General features: G+C 36.7%; 14 protein-coding genes. 3 read left to right on the top strand and 11 right to left on the bottom strand.

The genetic code is table 11. The features are described 5' to 3' along the window. The first annotated feature begins 175 nt into the window (after nt 1-175). Together N3D17_02715 and N3D17_02710 are read left to right on the top strand one after the other, a co-directional pair. On the top strand, nt 176-3,148 hold the full coding sequence (locus N3D17_02715) for a glycosyl hydrolase-related protein (protein MCX8082298.1): 2,973 nt from the start codon (nt 176-178) through the stop codon (nt 3,146-3,148). Between the two features lie 80 nt (nt 3,149-3,228). Continuing rightward, entirely contained in the window at nt 3,229-4,533 is a 1,305-nt protein-coding gene (locus N3D17_02710; protein ID MCX8082297.1) for a hypothetical protein, read from the top strand. Here N3D17_02710 and clpB read toward each other — a convergent pair. The 8 genes from clpB to gyrB form a co-directional block, all read right to left on the bottom strand. Next, nucleotides 4,499-7,084 (bottom strand): ATP-dependent chaperone ClpB, encoded by a 2,586-nt coding sequence (gene clpB, locus N3D17_02705; protein MCX8082296.1) that lies wholly within the window; start codon nt 7,082-7,084, stop codon nt 4,499-4,501. The two genes, N3D17_02710 and clpB, sit on opposite strands and share 35 nt — an antisense overlap. An 88-nt stretch (nt 7,085-7,172) precedes the next feature. Continuing rightward, on the bottom strand, nt 7,173-7,541 hold the full coding sequence (locus N3D17_02700) for an FHA domain-containing protein (GenBank protein ID MCX8082295.1): 369 nt from the start codon (nt 7,539-7,541) through the stop codon (nt 7,173-7,175). Continuing rightward, nucleotides 7,541-8,281, bottom strand: a complete 741-nt coding sequence (lgt, locus tag N3D17_02695) for a prolipoprotein diacylglyceryl transferase (protein MCX8082294.1) — start codon at nt 8,279-8,281, stop codon at nt 7,541-7,543. The genes N3D17_02700 and lgt overlap by 1 nt, the downstream gene beginning before the upstream one ends. Next, nucleotides 8,271-8,729 (bottom strand): signal peptidase II, encoded by a 459-nt coding sequence (gene lspA / locus N3D17_02690; protein ID MCX8082293.1) that lies wholly within the window; start codon nt 8,727-8,729, stop codon nt 8,271-8,273. Before lspA ends, lgt begins: the two co-directional genes overlap by 11 nt. After that, a complete protein-coding gene (locus N3D17_02685; GenBank protein MCX8082292.1) occupies nt 8,719-9,072 on the bottom strand; it encodes a TraR/DksA family transcriptional regulator in 354 nt (117 codons plus the stop codon). Before N3D17_02685 ends, lspA begins: the two co-directional genes overlap by 11 nt. A 9-nt stretch (nt 9,073-9,081) precedes the next feature. Further along, a complete protein-coding gene (locus N3D17_02680; GenBank protein MCX8082291.1) occupies nt 9,082-9,492 on the bottom strand; it encodes an archease in 411 nt (136 codons plus the stop codon). Next, complete coding sequence (gene gyrA / locus N3D17_02675; protein MCX8082290.1) at nt 9,479-11,926, bottom strand: DNA gyrase subunit A; 2,448 nt, start codon at nt 11,924-11,926, stop codon at nt 9,479-9,481. Before gyrA ends, N3D17_02680 begins: the two co-directional genes overlap by 14 nt. Before the next feature lie 41 nt (nt 11,927-11,967). After that, a complete protein-coding gene (gene gyrB, locus N3D17_02670; protein ID MCX8082289.1) occupies nt 11,968-14,343 on the bottom strand; it encodes a DNA topoisomerase (ATP-hydrolyzing) subunit B in 2,376 nt (791 codons plus the stop codon). A 141-nt stretch (nt 14,344-14,484) separates the two neighbouring features. Here gyrB and N3D17_02665 point away from each other — a divergent pair, with 141 nt between their 5' ends. Continuing rightward, nucleotides 14,485-15,948, top strand: a complete 1,464-nt coding sequence (locus N3D17_02665; protein ID MCX8082288.1) for a metallophosphoesterase — start codon at nt 14,485-14,487, stop codon at nt 15,946-15,948. 3 nt (nt 15,949-15,951) lie between these two features. Here the strand turns inward: N3D17_02665 and N3D17_02660 are convergent, their stop codons facing one another. The 3 genes from N3D17_02660 to N3D17_02650 are packed head-to-tail and all read right to left on the bottom strand — an operon-like array spanning nt 15,952 to nt 19,708. Then, entirely contained in the window at nt 15,952-16,812 is an 861-nt protein-coding gene (locus N3D17_02660; GenBank protein MCX8082287.1) for a M55 family metallopeptidase, read from the bottom strand. Nucleotides 16,813-16,827: 15 nt separating this feature from the next. Further along, entirely contained in the window at nt 16,828-18,195 is a 1,368-nt protein-coding gene (gene uxaC, locus N3D17_02655; protein MCX8082286.1) for a glucuronate isomerase, read from the bottom strand. A 16-nt stretch (nt 18,196-18,211) separates the two neighbouring features. Continuing rightward, entirely contained in the window at nt 18,212-19,708 is a 1,497-nt protein-coding gene (locus N3D17_02650) for a hypothetical protein (protein MCX8082285.1), read from the bottom strand. Between the last annotated feature and the right edge of the window lie 140 nt (nt 19,709-19,848).

Below are 19,848 nucleotides of genomic sequence, written 5' to 3'. Positions count from 1 at the left end.
AGGTAATTTAGGTATCTCCCCCTCATATGGGGAGGATTTTTTATCTTCTTACTTCTGCCACCTTATTTATAATGGATACTCAAAATCTGGTACAGATTCTTCAAAGATGCTCTTTCTTGACATATGGGAATAATTGGTTTTTAATATACATTTTCAAAAAGGAGAAGAGTAAAAAATGGAAAAGATACTGGAACTTGAGAGGATTATAAAGGATGTTCAGAAAAAGATTGAAGAGCAAATTACTGTAAAGTGGAAGTTTATACAGGGCATAGAAAATGGAGAAAACCCTGACATAGATGATAGCGGATGGGAAGAAAAAACATCTAATGCAAGATGGCAACCTAATGATGGACCTGCATACTTCAGAACATATTTTACTGTTCCAGATATAATAGAAGGTGTAAAAATTGAAGGAAGCGAAATTTCTATCATTTTCCTTATCCTTTCAAATACAAAACTTTTTATTAACGGGAAAGAGATTTACTCACAGAAATACTGGGCAGATACGAGAGGGGGTCCTGTTATTACTTTTGTTAAAAATGCTATTCCTGGAGAAAGATATTTTCTTGTTTTTAAAACATCCACTGCAGATGGATTTAGATATTTCAGTGCTCAGATTGTTATCAACAGAGTTGAAGAAGTCCTCTTTGAACTTAACTCCTTACTTTTCCAGTTGAAATTTGCTATGGAACTTTCTAAAAAATCAAAAAATCTACAAAAAAATCTGGATAAAGCACTCTCTTTTATAAATGTGCAGGATATTAAGGATAGAAACTGGGATAATATCTTAAATGACATTAAAAAAGCAGAAGAAGCGCTTGAACCATTCCGAAAAGAAGCAAAGAGATATACTGTCCATCTTATAGGACATGCCCATATTGATATGAACTGGCTCTGGACCTATGAAGATACTATTGATACATGTCTGCGTGATTTTGATACAGTCACAAAACTTATGGATAGATACCCTGACCTGACCTTCTCTCAAAGCCAGGCACATATATACAAAATCGTTGAAGACCATAACCCTGCATTGTTTGAGAAGGTAAAGGAAAAGGTAAAAGAAGGAAGATGGGACATTACCGCCTCCTCCTGGGTGGAAAGTGATATGAATATAGTGGATGGAGAGTCCTTTATACGGCATATACTTTATGCCAATAAATATATATCAGAAAATTTCGGAGTAAAATCAGAGATATTCTGGGCACCTGATGGTTTCGGACATGCAGGGACACTACCATCTATACTGGCAGGTGCAGGTATTAAATATTATTATTTTATGAGATGTGGTAAAGGACTACCCCTTTTAAGATGGAAGGGTAAAGATGGCAGTGAACTGCTTGCTTTTAATAGTATATATAACAACTCTATCAGACCTGAAACTACTATCCCTGTTTTTCTTGAATATCACAAAAGATACAATCTACCTGACTTTCTTTTTGTTTACGGAGTGGGAGACCATGGGGGAGGACCTACGGAAGCGGATATAAAGAGAAAACAGAAGATGGAGACAAAACCAGTATTACCAAAGCTTGAATTTTCTACAACACTCAGATATTTTAGAGCGGTTGAAAGATATAGAAATAAAATTCCTGTAGTGGCAGATGAATTGAATGCAACACTGGAAGGATGTTATACCACACACTCTGATATTAAAAAAGCCAACAGGACAGGTGAGACAATGCTCCTTTCTTTAGAAACACTATCTGTAATAATGCATATGAAAGGTATCTCCGCTCCTGAAAAAGAATTAGAAGAGTTATGGCGTACAGTACTGTTCAATCAATTCCACGATATTATTGACGGTTCTGCAATACATTCATCTTATGAATTTTCAGGAAAACTTGCTGATGAGGTAGAAAAAAAGTGTAGTGAACTCTCCAGTACATTGCTTGAGAAACTTGTTCAGAAAAATAATAAGCACAGCATAACTCTATTCAACCCGCTGGGATGGAAAAGAAAGTATCTATACGAAGAAAAAAATCAAGAAACTTTTGTTGAGATACCTGGATATGGATATAAAACAATCTGTATTGAGGAATGTAAAAACATATCTGGAAAAGGGAAACTAACTATAAATAAAGATGGGCTTTATGATTACGAGGAGGAATATGAGAATGAGTTTTACATAATGAAGATGGACAGGCAAACAGGGATAATAAAACGACTTTTTGATAAGAAGAACAGTCGTGAGGTACTTTTTACACATATGAGTATCTGGGAGGATATATATACCTGGTATGCAGAAAAAGGTGGTAATCTTATAAGTGTATGCTGGGAAGCACCTCACAGTGCAAGTGCCTGGCTAATAGGAAATATCTATAGGATAGAGAACCTTTTTAATCTGGAGGAGATAAAGACAATTACAGAGAATTTTAAAACCACAATATACATCAAACGAACATATAGAAACTCAGAGATTATACAAAAGATATTCCTTTATAACGATTTTCCCTATATTGATTTTGTTAATCAGATTGTCTGGAATGAAGAAGGGAATAGTAAAGAAGGGGTACCTATGTTAAGGGTCAACTTCCATACAGCGCTGAAGAATCCTGATACATACTTTGAAATACCCTTTGGGGCAATAAAAAGAGAACCCATCGGAAAGGAATATCCTGCATTAAAATGGGCAGGGCAGAAAGAAGGGAATTACTGGGTAGTTCTGATGAATAAAGAAAAACATGGATACAATATTGACGGAAATAATCTATCTTTGACGCTTTTAAGAAACCCTTATGAACCAGATGCTGTACCTGACAAAGGGAAACATCTAATCTCCTATAGATTGTTCTTTGGTAAATCCAGTATAACTGATATTACTAAATTAGCAATGGAATATAATACACCTCCACTGGCTATATCAGGAAAAACAGAATCAGAGGAGTTTTATCCATTTGAAATAAAAGGAAATGTAGTTCCAACTTCTTTCAAGAGGGCACTGGGAAGAAATTCTTATATATTACGGCTGGTTGAAGTAGAGGGTAAAAAGGAAATCATAAAGATTGATTTTGTAAAAAAACCCAAAAAGGTGTATATTACAAACAGTGTGGAAAAAAGAGAAAAAGAGTTGAAAGGATGGAGGGGGAAAAGCATTAAATTTAATATCGCACCTTACAGGATATTAACACTGGAGATACAGTTTTAGTTATTTTAAATGGAGTTAAGCCACTTATCTTCGCTTTACTTATAGAGCAAAGGTAAGTAGGAAAGTGTGTATTTATTTCTATGTTTATATACCTAATCATATATAATTTTTTGCTTGCAGTATCCAGTATTCTTTCATTACCTTTCATATGGAGAAGAATAAAGCCAGATAGAGAATTTCCTTCAGGGTTAAAGGAACGGCTCGGTATATACGATAGAGAAACAATAAAACAACTTAAAAAACAGAAGAATATATGGATACATACTGTCTCCATAGGAGAGTTTCTATCCATAACACCCCTGATAAAACGCCTTCAGGAAGAAAATAAAAATAATATAGTCATTACTTTTTCTACAAAGACAGGAAGACGTGTTGCTGAAAAGAGATTTAATAACATAAAATATCTGTTTTTTCCTGTTGATATTTATCCTGTTATCCGAAGTACTATAAGTAAAATTAATCCTGGAATTATTGTGATAATAGAGACAGAATTCTGGCCATGTTTGCTTTATATAGCACACAGGCAGAAGATACCTGTATTACTCATAAATGGACGGCTCTCTCCTTTTTCATACCCGAAATATAAGATGTTCAGATTTTTTACAAGGCAAATTCTCCCACTTTTTTCAGCAATCAGTATGAGGTCCGAAGAAGAGGCAGGAAAACTTATATATTTAGGAGCGGATAGAAACAGAGTAAAGGTCGTGGGAAGTATGAAGTTTGACCTTGCATATGAGATGGGAAAAACAGTAAATCCAGATAAGGTAATGGAGTCATTAAAAATAGAAAAAGAAAAACATATTGTGGTATTTGGCTCACTTCATCCCGCAGAGGAATTACCTGTTATTGAAATTGCTGAAAAACTTTTGAAAATTTTTGATGATATGGTTGTGATAATTGTTCCGAGATACCTTGATAAAACAGACGTATATAACATCTTAAAAAACAGAGGGATGAATTTTATAAGAAAAAGCGAACTACCATCTGATAAAAAATACTCTATTGTTGTAGTTGATACATATGGAGAACTCAATAATTTCTATGCTATATCTGAATTCGCTTTTGTTGGGGGAAGTTTGTACATGTGGGGTGGGCAGAATCCTATTGAACCTCTTGCATTCAAAAAACCCGTCCTTTATGGTCCCTATCACTGGCACTTCAAAGAGGAATGGCAAAAGATAAAAGAGGGTGGAGGGGGAATAGAAGTATCTGACTATGATGCACTTTTAAGAGAATGTATCCATCTTCTCAAAAATCCTGATGAATGTATAAGGATTGGAGAGATGGGATACCATACCCTTTTACAAAATACAGGGGCTACTGAAAAAAATAAGAGATTACTATTACACTTTATAGAACATGGAAATCAAGGATATCATTTTTGATATCTATATTAACACTACTGCCTTCTTTTATCTCTCCTGAAAGAACCTTCACGGCAAGTGGATTTTCTATCTCCTTCTGGATAAGCCGCTTTAAAGGTCTTGCGCCATATATCTCATCGTACCCTTTTTCAGCGAGGTAGTTCTTCACAGAATCTGAAAAAGATATTGTTATTCTCTTTTCTTCAAGACGTTTCTGAAGGTATCCTATCTGTATATCAACTATCTTCAGAAGGTCTTCTTTCTTGAGTTTTCTGAATATAATAACCTCATCCACCCTGTTCAAGAATTCCGGTCTGAATGTTGATTTCAAAACATCCATCACCTTTTCCCTCATCGCCTGCTCTTCCTTAAACATAGTGATATACTGACTGCCGAGGTTGGATGTCATTATGATAACTGTATTTCTGAAGTCCACGGTATGTCCCTGTCCATCAGTAAGACGTCCATCATCAAGAACCTGTAAAAGAAGGTTAAAGACCTCAATATGTGCCTTCTCTATCTCATCAAGAAGTATCACACTGTAAGGTCTTCTCCTGATTTTCTCTGTAAGTTGCCCTCCTTCCTCATATCCCACATATCCAGGAGGAGCACCTATAAGACGAGAGATTGAATATTTTTCTGTATACTCACTCATATCAATACGTACAAGAGCATTTTCATCGTTAAATAAAACCTCTGCAAGTGTTCTTGCAAGTTCTGTCTTTCCCACACCTGTAGGACCGAGGAAGATAAATGAACCGATGGGCCTTTTCGGGTCTGAAAGTCCTGCCCTGTTCCTTCTTATAGCATTGGATACAGCAATAATTGCTTCATCCTGTCCTACAACTCTTTTAGAAAGTCGCTCTTCCATCTTAATAAGTTTTTCAACCTCTCCCTCCAGCATCCTTGAAACAGGAATACCTGTCCACTTGGAAACAATCTCTGCTATATCTTCCTCTGTAACTTCATCTTTCAAAAGTGCTCCTGTCTTGCCCTGTACTTTCTTTAATTTTGCTGTCTCATCTTCCAATTTCTTCTGCAGTTCAATCAATCTCCCGTATTTATATTCTGCTGCCTTATCAAGGTCTCCTTCTCTCTCTGCCTTTTCTATAACATTCTTTGCTTCTTCTATCTCACCCTTGATTTTTCTTATATTTTCTACAATGCCTTTTTCTGCAAGCCATCTTGACCGTAATTTTTCCTTTTCCTTTTTCAGTGTATCAAGTTCCTTTTCTATTTTCCCGAGACGCTCTTTCACTTCATTTCCTGTCTCTTTTTTAAGTGCCTGCCTTTCTATTTCTAACTGTACTATCTTTCTCTCAATCTCATCTAATTCCGCAGGAACACTTTCCATCTCTATCCTTAACCTGCTTGCTGCCTCATCAACAAGGTCTATCGCCTTATCCGGCAAAAACCTTCCTGATATATATCTGCTTGAAAGAATCGCTGCTGATACAAGTGCACTGTCTGTAATCTTTACTCCATGATGGACTTCATATCTTTCTTTTAAGCCCCTTAAAATAGATATTGTCTCTTCAACACTCGGTTCTTTAACATATACAACCTGAAATCTCCTTTCAAGTGCTCTGTCCTTCTCTATATATTTTCTATATTCATCCAGAGTTGTTGCACCGATACATCTCAATGTTCCTCTCGCAAGTGCTGGTTTTAACATATTTGAAGCATCTATTGCTCCCTCTGCACCACCAGCACCTACAAGGGTATGGAGTTCATCAATAAAAAGAATTATATCTCCTTCTTTTTTTTCTATCTCTTTCAATAATGCTTTAAGACGGTCTTCAAATTCTCCACGGTACTTTGTACCTGCGACAAGTGCGCCTATATCCAATCCTAATATCTGTTTATTTTTAAGGGATTCGGGAACATCTCCTGAAACAATTCTTCTCGCAAGTCCTTCTACAATAGCGGTCTTGCCTACACCTGCTTCACCTATAAGAACTGGGTTATTTTTGGTCCTTCTGGAAAGAACCTGTATAACCCTCCTTATCTCCTCATCCCTGCCTATAACAGGGTCAAGTTTCCCCTTTCTCGCAAGGTCAGTGAAATCCCTCGTATATTTTTCCAGCACCTTGTACTTATTTTCTGCATCTCTATCCATAACTTTTTCTCCGTTTCTTATCTGTTTTATTAGTTTTAATAATCTTTCCTTAAAGATATCATATTTTTTAAGAATTTCAGAGACATCAGAAAACTTCTCTGTAAGGGAAAGGAAGAGATGTTCAACACTTACATACGCATCTCCCATATTCTCAGCTTGCTTTACAGCACTATTCAATACCTGACCAAGTTTCTGGCTGATATAAACACCACCTGAAACCCCTGGTCCTGTAACCTCAGGAAGTTTATCAAGTAAAGAAGAACTTTCCTCTTTTAACCTCAATACATCTACCCCCATTTGCTTTAAAATATCTAATACAGTTTCATCTTCAATAAGGGATATCAGTAGATGTACTGTATCTACTACCTGATGGTTTCTGCTCTGTGCTATAGAATGTGCCCTTAATAATGATTCCTGTGCTCTATCTGTAAACTTTTCATTTATATAGTCCATATCTTTTAGATGGGAAATAAGGATAAGAAGTTACAAAAAAAGGTCAGTATTTTTACAATAAGTCCTTTTTTCAAAATCTATCAATCTGTTAATCTTCCACAAATATACACTCAATAGTTCCCAATCTTATTCTATCATTATTTTTTAAAAGATAGGGTTTATTTACCTCCAGCCGTAGTTCATTCACAAAAGTACCAAAGTTACTTCCAAGCCCTTTTGTTCCTATATCCTCAATATACCATTTGTCTTCTTTTCTAGTAATCCTTGCGTGTATCCTTGATACTTTTGTAAGATCCTTAACAAGCACTGATTGAGAATCATGAGATAATTTACCAAAAAGCGCATAATTGGGAACTATTATATCATTGCTATTAAGACGTCCTACATAAAAAACATCTTTACCTTCCAGTTTATACTCCTTATCCATAAAAAGATAATTAAAAACAAGTTTTGCCATTATCCTCTCCTTTCAAAAATTATAGATAAAAGCCATCCCACACCTATTATAAAAAGGATTATAGCAATTAACTGCGTTGGATAAAGCCCCAAAAAGGTATAGGACATATCACCTCTTAACATATCCACAAGGTACCTGATTAAAGAAAATCCCAATATATAAGATGAAAATATTATCCCTGGTTTAAGTCGTCTATTATAAAGTGCTTTCAGGAAAAAAAACATAGCTATATAAATTGCAGAGTAATACAATTGTGTAGGGTGTATCCTGTCAGCAGAAAAAGGAAACTTTATCCCGGTGAAAAATTCAGTTGGTTTACCATAACAACAACCATTTAAAAAACATCCTATCCTGCCTATTGCCTGGCCTAAAGGAGTGGAAAGAGCAATAATATCTAACATTTCTCTAATATTGAATCTTTTTATTTTGGAATATATCGTAATAAATATAAGAACAGATATAACCGCACCTTCAACCGCTAACCCACCATTTCTTATTCTTATAATATCAAAAGGATGTCTGTAATAGTAGGAAAGATGAACCAGTATATGTAATAATCTACCTCCTATCAAACCCCAGATAATAATCCAGAATATTAAAGATGAGATAAGTTGGGGTGGATACCCCTTCTGATAAGATATTTTCTGGAATATAGTGCTACCAACAAGGACTCCCAATGCAACAAAAACACCGTACCAGTATATAACAAAATTACCTATTTTTATAAACTCAGGATACATATTTCCCTCTCTTAAAATTATTTAAAAGTATAATTATTACGCCTGAAACAATGAAAGTATCAGCGAGGTTGAAAACAGGCCAGATATGAAAATTGATAAAGTCAATAACCGCCCCCATTGTTATTCTATCTATAAGATTACCTATGATACCTCCTTCTATCAGTCCAGAAGCAATAACAGTCATCCTGTCCTTACCGTATCTCTCAAGGCAGAAGAAAATTCCTGCTGCAATAATGAAAGAGGCAAAGATAATAATCCCTCTTAGGTTCAGGTTGTTCAAAATACCAAAACATATTCCTTTGTTCCTGACGAGGGTAAGAGAAAAGTATTTGAATATATGCAAAGACCCTATATCAGATAAAAAATTGACTACAAGATATTTAGAAAACTGGTCAATAAACACAGCAAGAACAAACGTCAAAAGAAACCATCTATATTTATACGCCACCTTTTTCTTTCTCTCTCTGACATTTTATACAATACCTTGCATATGGGATTGCTTTTAATCTTGAAATTGCTATTTTCTTCCCACATTTTTCACATATACCATATATATTTTTCTCTATTTTTTCTATCGCAAGGTTTATATTCTCAAGGATTTTTCTTTCCTCATCAGAAATATCTATTCCTAACCCTTTTTCAAACTCATCTGTTCCATAGTCAGCAATATGTGTAGGTATCCCCTTTTCACCTGATTCAATACCTTCTCTGAGATATCCCAGATTCTTAAAAATTCTTTCTTTTTCCCTGTTGAGAAGTTCTATATAATACTTTTTTTCTTTTTTGTTCATTCTGTCCCCCTAAATATCAAATATTATTTCTGATGAGAAAAACCCGTTTTTTTCTTTAATCCTTATATTGTGATATGTTGCTGCTTTTATTTCCCTTACCATAGAAATCCTGTGACCATCAACTTCACAATAGAGATTAAATCCCTCATTTGCTTTCTCTATAAATAAATTTTTTATATCTCCTCCTACCATTTTAGAATCCATATAGTATATCAGTTCATTTAAAAACTTAACAAGTAATTCCTCTATTGTCTGCCCTTTTATTTCTATCTTTATAACCTTTGTCTTCTCCTGATATTGTTTTACCCCTGCTAAAAAATATAAGAGTTTTACAGCATTAACAAACAGCTCTTCTATATCCTTTCCATATATTCTGCCACCTACATCTGCAGTATGTTCAATCGTTTCAAAGTTCTTCATCCTCTTTGGATATCAAAGCCATATCAACTATGTTATCACCAGAAGAAAGATTGATAAGTTTCACTCCTAATGTATTCCTACCAACAGTTCTGATATCATCAACCTGCATCCTTATAACAATACCACCTTTTGTAATAAGTATGATTTCATCGCCTGCTTTCACTGACTTGATACCAACCACATAACCATTCCTTCCACCTGTTTTTATGTCTATAACACCCTTTCCTCCCCTGTGCTGTCTTCTGTACTGGCTTATCATTGTCCGTTTTCCAAATCCTTCAGATGTTGCTGTAAAAAGAGACCTGCTCTGTTCTTCCTGCTGGCATATTTCACATCCAACAACTTCATCTTCTTTATTTTTAAACCTTATCCCTATTACACCTATCGCTGCTCTTCCTACTGGCTTTACCTCCTTCTCCGAAAATCTTATACCAAGTCCATACTTCGTACTTAAAAATACATCCTGATTTCCATCTGTCATATGGACATCTATCAGTTTATCGTCTTCTCTCAATCCTATACCTATAATTCCACCTTTTCTCGGTCTGCTATAAGCACTTAAAACGGTCTTCTTCACCATACCATTTTTAGTAATCATCAAAAGAAATCTATCTTCTGAAAATTCCTTTACAGGTATTACTGCTGATATTTTCTCTCCTGGGTCTATCCTTAAAAGATTTACTATGGGCTTACCCTTTGCATTTCTTCCTGTTTCTGGTATAAGGTATCCCTTCAACCAGTGAACCATTCCTTTTTCTGTGAAAAATAGTATTGTGTCCACTGTGGAACAGACAAAAAGATGTTTGACAAAGTCCTCTTCTTTTGTCTTAACCCCTACCATCCCTTTGCCACCTCTACGTTGTCTTCTGTATGCCTCTAAAGGACTTCTCTTTATATAACCTTCAGAAGAGACAGTTACAACAATATCCTCAGGTCTGATAAGGTCCATCTCATCAAATTCTTCAATAGGACCTGCTATCTCTGTCTTTCTCTCATCTCCATACTTTTTTTGAATCTCTTTAAGTTCCTGTTTTATAATTGCCTTTACTTTTTCTTCACTGGCAAGGATTTCTTTCAATTCCTTTATGGTTTTCTGTAGTTGTTCTTTCTCTTCAAGTATTTTTTCTCTCTCAAGTCCTGTAAGACGAGCCAACGGCATTGAAAGAACTGCATTTGCCTGTTTCTCACTCATCTTAAACTTCTTTACAAGTCCATCCCGTGCCTCTTCTACTGTTTTGGAATTCCTGATGAGTGTGATTACCCTATCAAGATTATCAAGAGCAATAATAAGTCCGGAAACAATATGGTCCCTTTCTTCTGCCTTCCTAAGATCATAACGGGTACGTCTTAATATAATCTCCTTTCTATGGTCCAAAAAGAGTTCAAGCATCTGTTTTATATTGAGTAGTTTCGGTTGCTGATTGACAAGCGCAAGGTTAATTATGCCATAGGATGACTGCAGGGATGTGTATTTATATAGTTGGTTTATAATAATATCCTCGTTCTCTTCTTTTCTTACCTCAAGAACTATCCTCATCCCTTCCTTATCGGATTCATCTCTTACCTCAATAATACCGTTGATTTTGTTTTCTTCCACCAGTCCTGCAATCTGCTCTACAAGCCGAGCTTTATTCACTTCATAGGGTATCTCTTTTATAACAATGGTCTTTTTCTTCTTGCTTGCTTCCTCTTCAATATCCACCTTACCTCTTATTGTTATTATCCCTTTACCTGTGGTATAGGCAGACCTGACACCTTCCCTACCACATATAATTCCACCTGTAGGAAAGTCAGGGCCAGGTAGAACTTCCATAATCTCTTCTATTGATATATCAGGGCTGTCTATCACTTTTATCATTGCATCCACTACCTCTCCAAGATTATGAGGAGGAATGTTTGTTGCCATACCTACCGCAATACCTGAAGAACCGTTTATAAGAAGGTTAGGAATTCTACTCGGTAGAACCACTGGTTCCAGAAGTGATTCATCAAAGTTAGGGATAAACTCAACTGTTTCTTTTTCTATATCAGCAAGCATCTCCATCGCAAGATGGGTAAGACGTGCCTCTGTATATCGCATAGCAGCAGGTGGGTCACCATCTATTGAACCAAAATTCCCCTGTCCTTCAATGAGTGGATATCTTAAAGAAAAGTCCTGTGTCATCCTCGCTATGGATTCATATATAGGTGCATCGCCATGGGGATGGTATTTACCCATAACCTCCCCCACTATTCTCGCTGACTTCTTAAATGGTCTTCCTGGCTCAACCCCTAATTCAAGCATACCATAAAGAATCCTTCTATGAACCGGTTTTAATCCATCCCTGACATCAGGTAATGCCCTCCCAATGATTACGCTCATTGCGTAATCAATGTAAGAGGTCTTCATCTCCTCTTCTATCCCAACCGGCATAATCTTTTCTTCTTCTCCCATCTTATCTCCTCAATCTCCTTTTAATAACTTCTACCTTAAAATTATATATCCAGATTCTTTACCTCTTTTGCATACCTTTCTATAAAATCCCTTCTCGGTTCTACCGCATCACCCATAAGGATGGTAAATATCTCTTCTGCCTTAACAGCATCTTCAATGGTAACAAGTTTCATCCTTCTGGTCTTTGGGTCCATCGTCGTTTCCCATAACTGCTCTGGGTTCATTTCCCCCAGTCCTTTATATCGCTGTATAAAAAGTCCTTTCTTCCCTTTGTTTTTAAGTGCTTCATAAATATCTACAAAGTTCCTTGTTTCCTTTTTTCCTGTATCATTCTCTTCTATTGTAAAGATATTATCTGAAGGTGTCTCTATATCAATTCCATTTTCTTCTATCCATTTGAGGATTTTTTCAATATCTCGCGCCTCATAAATCTCAACCATCTTATAGTCCTTTTCCTCTCCAGAAAACAGGTCTATATGGTTCTTATTCTGCTTCTCCATAAAGGTGGAAAGTTCCTTCTCTGTTGAGAAGAATTCTTCTTTCTCCTGATACCTTATGAGGTATATAGGGACTTTTTTCTTTTCTTTCCAGTATCTAAATATATCTATCAGGGAAATTCCTTTCGTTTCTAAACTTTTAGAAATCTCTTCCATCCTTCTACTTAATGTTCCTATCTTAAGGATATTTTCACTGATATCTATCTGTTTGCCACTTTTCTGTTTAACCGTTATCTTTATACTATCCTTTGCCATCTGTATGAGTATTCTGTCCATCTCTGCCTCTGTATCCACATAAAACTCTTTCTTCCCTTTCTTTACCTTATAAAGAGGTGGTTGTGCAATATAGATATAACCCTGTTTTATCAGGTCTGTCATCTGTCTGTAAAAGAACGTCAGAAGAAGTGTACGGATATGGGCACCATCAATATCCGCATCTGTCATTATAATGACCTTTCTATATCGTGCCTTTGAAGCATCAAAGTCCTCTCCAACTCCACCACCTATAGCACCTATCATCATTCGTATCTCTTCGTTACTGAATACCTTTTCTAAAGGTGCTTTTTCTGCATTGATAATTTTTCCCTTTAATGGAAGTATTGCCTGGAAGAATCTATCCCTTCCCTGTTTTGCACTACCTCCCGCAGAGTCACCTTCAACAATAAAAAGTTCTCTTCTTTCGGGCTCTTTAACAGTACAGTCAGCCAGTTTTCCTGGAAGTGCTCCTGTCTCCGCAAGTTTTTTACGAGTCAGTTCTCTTGCCTTTCTCGCTGCCTCCCTTGCCTTTGCTGTTAATACACATTTGTTTACTATCTCACGGGCAACATCAGGATTTTCTTCAAGGTAGGTAAGAACCTGTTCAGTGGTTATTCCTTCTACAAGAAATCTTATCTTAGAGTTTCCTAATTTTGTCTTTGTCTGTCCTTCAAACTGTGGTTCTGCTACCTTTACGCTTACAACTGCTGTCAGTCCTTCCCTTATATCCTCCCCTGCAAGAAGTGTCTCTCCTAAAAATCCATTATTTTTACCGTATTCATTTATCGCCCTGGTAAGTCCGGACCTGAAACCGGTCAGATGTGTTCCTCCTTCTTTTGTATTAACATTATTTGCAAAAGAAAGTACTGTCTCGCTATAGCCATCATTATACTGAAAAGCAACTTCAACCTCTCCTTCATCTGTGCTTTTTGCAAAATAGAAGGGCTTTTGAAAAAGTACATTTTTATTTCTATTGAGGTGTTCAACAAAGGAAACCAGTCCTCCTTCAAAACAATACTCCTCTTTTACTTTCTTCCTCTCATCCTCAAAAGTTATCTTTACACCTGCATTAAGAAAAGCAAGTTCTTTAATCCTTCCGGAAAGAATACTATCATCAAACTCAATGGTCTCAAAAATCTCTTCATCCGGTTTAAATGTAACCTTTGTACCTGTGCTTTTTGTTTTCCCTATAACAGTAAGTTCTGTTACCGGTTTCCCTCTTTCATATCTCTGGTGATATACCTTCCCGTTCCTTTTAACCTCTACCTCAAGCCATTCTGAAAGTGCATTAACAACAGAGACACCTACACCATGTAGTCCTCCTGATACCCTGTATGCCTTCCTGTCAAACTTCCCTCCTGCATGAAGCACTGTCATAACAACTTCAACAGCAGGTCTTTTCTCTGTTTTATGCATATCTACCGGTATACCTCTTCCATTATCAGAAACACTGACACTGTTATCCATATGTACAACTACTGCTATCTCATTACAATAACCAGCCATTGCCTCATCAATACTGTTGTCTATTACTTCATATACAAGGTGATGGAGTCCTGAGACAGAGGTGTCTCCGATATACATCGCAGGTCTTTTCCGAACTGCTTCTATGCCACCCAGTACCTGGATGGTCGTCGCATCATATCTTTGTTGTTCTCTTTCCATTTCTGCTTCCTTCCCTCCTGTAAGAATAAACGATATATAATACAATTTTTCTCCTTTTCTGTCAATGAAATTAACATTGACATATCTAAAGAGAAATGTTAAATTTCTGTCGTTTTTAAATACCTTCGTAATAGATTAAAAATGGAAAATTTAAAACTTATTGCAATTGGAGATATACATTACGGTAAGGACTATGCTGATATACCTGAAAGAAGGATACAATATGGACGAGAGTTGTTAGAAAGGGTTATTAGAAGGTTCAGATATGGAGATAGCCCGGACATTATCCTTATTCTCGGAGATATTTTAGATGGGATGGACCAGCAGTTATTGATTGAGATAAGAAATGTACTGGATAAGACAAAAATCCCTGTTGTTGCTATACCAGGAAACCATGATACTGAATATGAAAGGTTTTTTCAGGTAATGGAAGATAAGGCAGGTGCCCGTTTTATAAATGACTTTATTATATATTCGTTTTCTGATACTTATGGAGAAGGGGATATATGTTCCCGGGAAAAAGAAGATTTACAGCAATTTATGGAGAGTGTAAAAAAGTATCCTGATAAAAAGTTTATAGTTATCCAGCATAACCCTGTATATCCAGAGATAGAAAATTCATATCCTTATAATCTGGCTAATGCAGAAGAGGTACATAAATATTATAAGGATAACAATGTCATTCTCTCTATAAGCGGACATTATCATAAAGGGCAGGAACTTGCCTGTAAGGATGGTGTATACTACCTGACCACTCCTGCACTCTGTGAAGAACCTTTCAGGTATGTAGAGGTTGTGATAGAAAACAGCAAAATTACCTCTTGTACACGACAGATAAAAAACCCAATCCCTTTATGTGATAACCACTGCCATACCCAGTTTGCATACTGTGCAGAGGATATAACAATAGAAAAGATTTTAGAAAGGGCTGAACTTTTAGGTATGGGTTATGTATGTTTTACAGAACATGCAGACCAGTTATATCTTACAAAAGAAGAGTATAACAAAGCACTCTCTTATTACCAGCCAGATATAATAAAAAGAAAAAGAGTAGAGGGGAAAGACAGGATGGCTCTTTTTAAGGAAACAGTCAATAAAGCGAAATCAGACAGGGTAAAGGTTGGACTGGAGGTTACACCTGACAAAAACGGAGGGATTTCTTTACTACCTGAAGACAGAGAAGGGATAGATATACTTGTAGGAGCCATACACTTCTTGCCAGAAGATATTCTATCTGCTGCTTCTTCGGAACGAGAAAGTTGGTTTATGGATATGTTAGAGGCACTTATAGAAAACGGGATAGATGTTTTAGCACATCCCTTCAGGATCTTTCCAAGATATGGACTGGTGGTACCTGAAACACTTTTTAAGTCCGTTGTTGATATCCTTAAAAGTTATAATGTAGCCGCTGAACTGAACTTCCACTGCAACAACCCTGAACCTGAATTCTTCAGTATGTGTCTGGAAGAAGGGATAAAGATATCTTTAGGGACAGACACACATAACCTTTTAGAAGCAGGAGAGTTTTATCCACATTTAAGATTTCTTAAAAAGCTCGGTGTTTTACCTGATATACTTAATAAAATCCTCTATTTAATTCCCTGAATTTTATTTTCTATCCGGTGGCTTCTTACCTGAAAGATTTGTAGGATACATATACCAGTCCATCTCTTTTTTCCCAAAACTTGCCCAGGTGAATTTTTTTAATATGCTGTTAAAAGCTTCTGTTATATTCTTCCCCTTCACAGGAGTTTTTAGTGAAGGTTTTAAAGGAGGAATATATCCAGGGGAGGTAAGAAGATTAATAGTCAAAGGTCCCCTTATAATATATGGCTTTATTTTATCCCTTTTTTCTATTCCTTTTTTTACACCTTCACTTATCATCTTATGTACTACTTTAGGGACTAATGAACGACAGCAGTTAGGACCATAACTATGTTTAACAACCGCTGTAAATATATCTGGATTTTTCTTTTTTACCTCTTCTGTCACAACCTGGTCTCCACTGATAAAGACCGCAGGAATTCCGAGGTCTCCTGCAAGAGCCATCGCCATAGATGCCTCACTGAGATAGATAATACCTTCCTTTGACTCAACAACCCATTTTGTATGGGGACAGACAGCATCCAGTTCACCAGCCATCGCATGCATACCTATAAGAACTAAAACATCAGAGCCAGCAAGGTCTGTAAGCCATTCAGGAAAATGGGACCCTCTCCCATGTATAACCTCACATCCTGGCTCAAGTTCTTCAAAGATAATATTATATCCAGAGCCATGACTGTCATTGATATATATTGTATCTGCACCTGCCTGTTTTGCTCCTTTTACTGCAGAATTTACCTCACCTGTTAAAAGACGGTACATCCTCTGTCTGTGATAGAAATTCTCAACTGTCTGGGTATGTATATCTTCAAAAGAGATAAAACCAGAAATACCTTCAATATCTGTCTGGATATAGACCTTCATATTACCCTCCTTACATTAAAGAACAAAAAACTCTTTTGGGTTTGTATAAGAAACCCTGTAAGCAATATCATTAGCAACATCTTCAGACATCTGTCCTTTCTCAACCATTTCACCGAGCACATCAGAAAGTACCCTTCTGAACATCTCAAACCTTGAACCATAGGAAAGAATCTTCCTTGAGTCAGATACCATACCTGCATGTTTAGAGAGGAGTTCTATGGCTGCTATAAATTTTAACTGCTGTTTCATCCCATAAGGGGTATCAAGAAACCACCAGGCAGAACCTAGCCGTATATTTTCTCCAAACGCTCTTGAAACAGTTGCAAGTGTCTGCTGATGGGATGCATCAAGGCAGTAAAGGACAACCTTTAATCTTCCATCAAACCTGTTAAGAAATTTTAGAAGTGGAGCAAGTATATCAAGATAATGATTGGAGACATCCACACCTGAATCAGGACCAAGTTTATCAAATATAATCTTCCTCGTATCCCTTACCGCACCCATATGCAGTTGAAAGACCCAGCCCTTCTCAGCATCCAGTTCTGCCATCACCCCAAAAAGATAGTCAGCAAATATGTATACCTCCTCAGCAGTTATATTCTCTCCTTTAAGTACTTTCTTGAAAACTTTATCTGCATCCTTTTCTTCAGTTATTGCAGGATAAGGAACCTCCACACCATGGTCGCTTGCGACACAACCGTATTCAGCAAAATAGTTATGGGATACCTTAAGGATATTTACAATGTCTTTTATTGAAGAACATTTTATACCAAATCTATCCTCAAGTTTAGAAAGGTATTCTTTCCACCAGGGAGCGTTTATCTTCATTATCTTATCAGGTCTCCAGCTCGGCCTTACTATTGTTTTTCCTGTTTCATCATTAATCCGTCTATGGTAATCCAGTATATCTAAAGGGTCATCCGTAGAACACATCACCTCAACCCCTGCCTTCTCTAAAAGTTCTCTCGGTCTGTTTTCAGGAAGTTTAAGTTTTTCACACAGCACATTCCATATCCTTTCACCTGTCTTTTTATTTAAAACTTCTTCTATCCCGAAATATCTTTTAAGGTCAAGATGAACCCACTCATAGACAGGATTACCAGCAATAAGAGGAAAGGACTCTGACATCTTCATCCACTTCTCAAAAGGAGATGTATTTCCTGTGATATATTCCTCATCTGCTCCGCACTTTCTTAAAACACTCCATATATAGTGGTCTGTCCCTACAAAAAGTTGCCATGGGTCAGGATACTTTTTGTTCTCCGCTATCTCCTTTACATTTGCATGATTATGAGGGTCAACCACAGGAAGGTGTGCAATCTTTTCAAAAATCTTTTTCGCTGTACTATTTCCTAAAAGATAGTCCTCACCTAAAAAGACCATATATCACTCCTTTCTTTTATATCCAGAATACCATATTTCCTGTTTTTCCTGTAAACAGGTCCACTATAAACCATATACCTGCACAGGTATACATACCCAGTGGTAGCCCCAAGAAGAAGTATTTTGCTTTATCATATACCTGAACACCGCCATAACGCATAATGATGGACTTTACCAGCCAAACAATAAATATAGAAAACCATAACTGGTCAATCCATACCACAGGGGCTATAACCAGTCCTACAGGATGAAATGGCCACCAGAGAAAGTGCTGTCTCATAAAAAAGAATAGCCACATGGTAAAAGCACCTGTAAACCTGCATATCCATCCAATCTTATTGGGTACTGTTTGTCCCTTTATCATCTCCGCAACATATTTATAAGGTGCTATAACATTACCAGCAAAGTACCATCTGTTCATATTAATTCCCCCATGTTTATATCCGAGATATAACTGTAGGGTAAGAGTTGTAATAATATTCACAGTAATAGCACACATTATTGCCCAGAAAAGCCCGTAACTGTTTTTTCTCTCATCACTGCTTATCTTAAGTCCCATAGAGATGGAAGAGAGTGGAAAGGTCCTTAAGTCAGCAGCATAGACATAGGTCATCCCGAGTGCGACTATTGTAACGGGAGCAAGAAATTTTGAACCAAAGGCAGAGATAATCTGTGCGGATGCAATAGATGTTGCAACGAGTATTGGGATACCACCTTCACATACAACTCTCGTAAGTATAAACCAGATGATAAAGGCACATCCTATAAACAAAATAGCAATATACCAGCTCATACCAGAGACCATCAGCCAACCTATAAGAAAAAGTGAACCAAAGACAAGCCCAAATAATGCTGCTTTATAACTTAATACTTCATCAGAATCATCCACCTGCTTTCTTCCTAACGCACCATACCAGACCTCTTTTAGATGTGCCCGGGATATCCATAAACTGTAGATTGCCATCACTATCATTGCACCCATCCCAAAGTGGTTGAAGATTGGCTCTCCTGAACAGCCGTATATGCCAACATTCTCTGGACTTGCTATACCCATGATATTAAATGTGCCCCTTATTACACGGAAAAGAAGATTGAAAAACCAGACAGAGAAAAGAATATTTAGGTTTACAAAAAAGGTAAAGCCAATCACAGGAAAACTTATTCTGAAAGGTAGATCTACAGTCCTCCTGAATATAAGTATCTTCTGTACAAGTTGTATCTTTGGAAACAGGGGAAAATAAAAGTTAAGTGCAGCAGTGCTTCCTAATATAAAGGCAATGCCAAAACCCAGCCACATAAGAGGATTTTTAAAGAAGGGTGGAATTTTGCCTTCTTTCTTTACATCCTTTACCATCTCACTCGGCAGTATTGTCAGAGGATATATAAGCCGTTCCTTTTCAACCCATTGTTTCCTTAATATGGATGCCACACAGAACATCACAAAGTAAAGTACAAGGATAAAAGGTAGCCAGACAGCCAGCGGTCTTAACCATGCAGACCATGGAATTTTCATACCTGAAGGAAGCCCCTCAAAAAAATATCTCGCTGCATCTTTGTCTGTAACTATCAGAAACTTGGAAAAGAAGATTGAAAAACCAGACAGAGAAAAGAATATTTAGGTTTACAAAAAAGGTAAAGCCAATCACAGGAAAA

It is taken from the genome of bacterium (genome assembly GCA_026414725.1).
In the GTDB taxonomy this organism is placed as follows: Bacteria; Ratteibacteria; UBA8468; order B48-G9; family JAFGKM01; genus JAAYXZ01.
The sequence above is the reverse complement of the archived record's forward strand: the minus strand, read 5'-3'. Positions and strand labels throughout refer to the sequence as shown.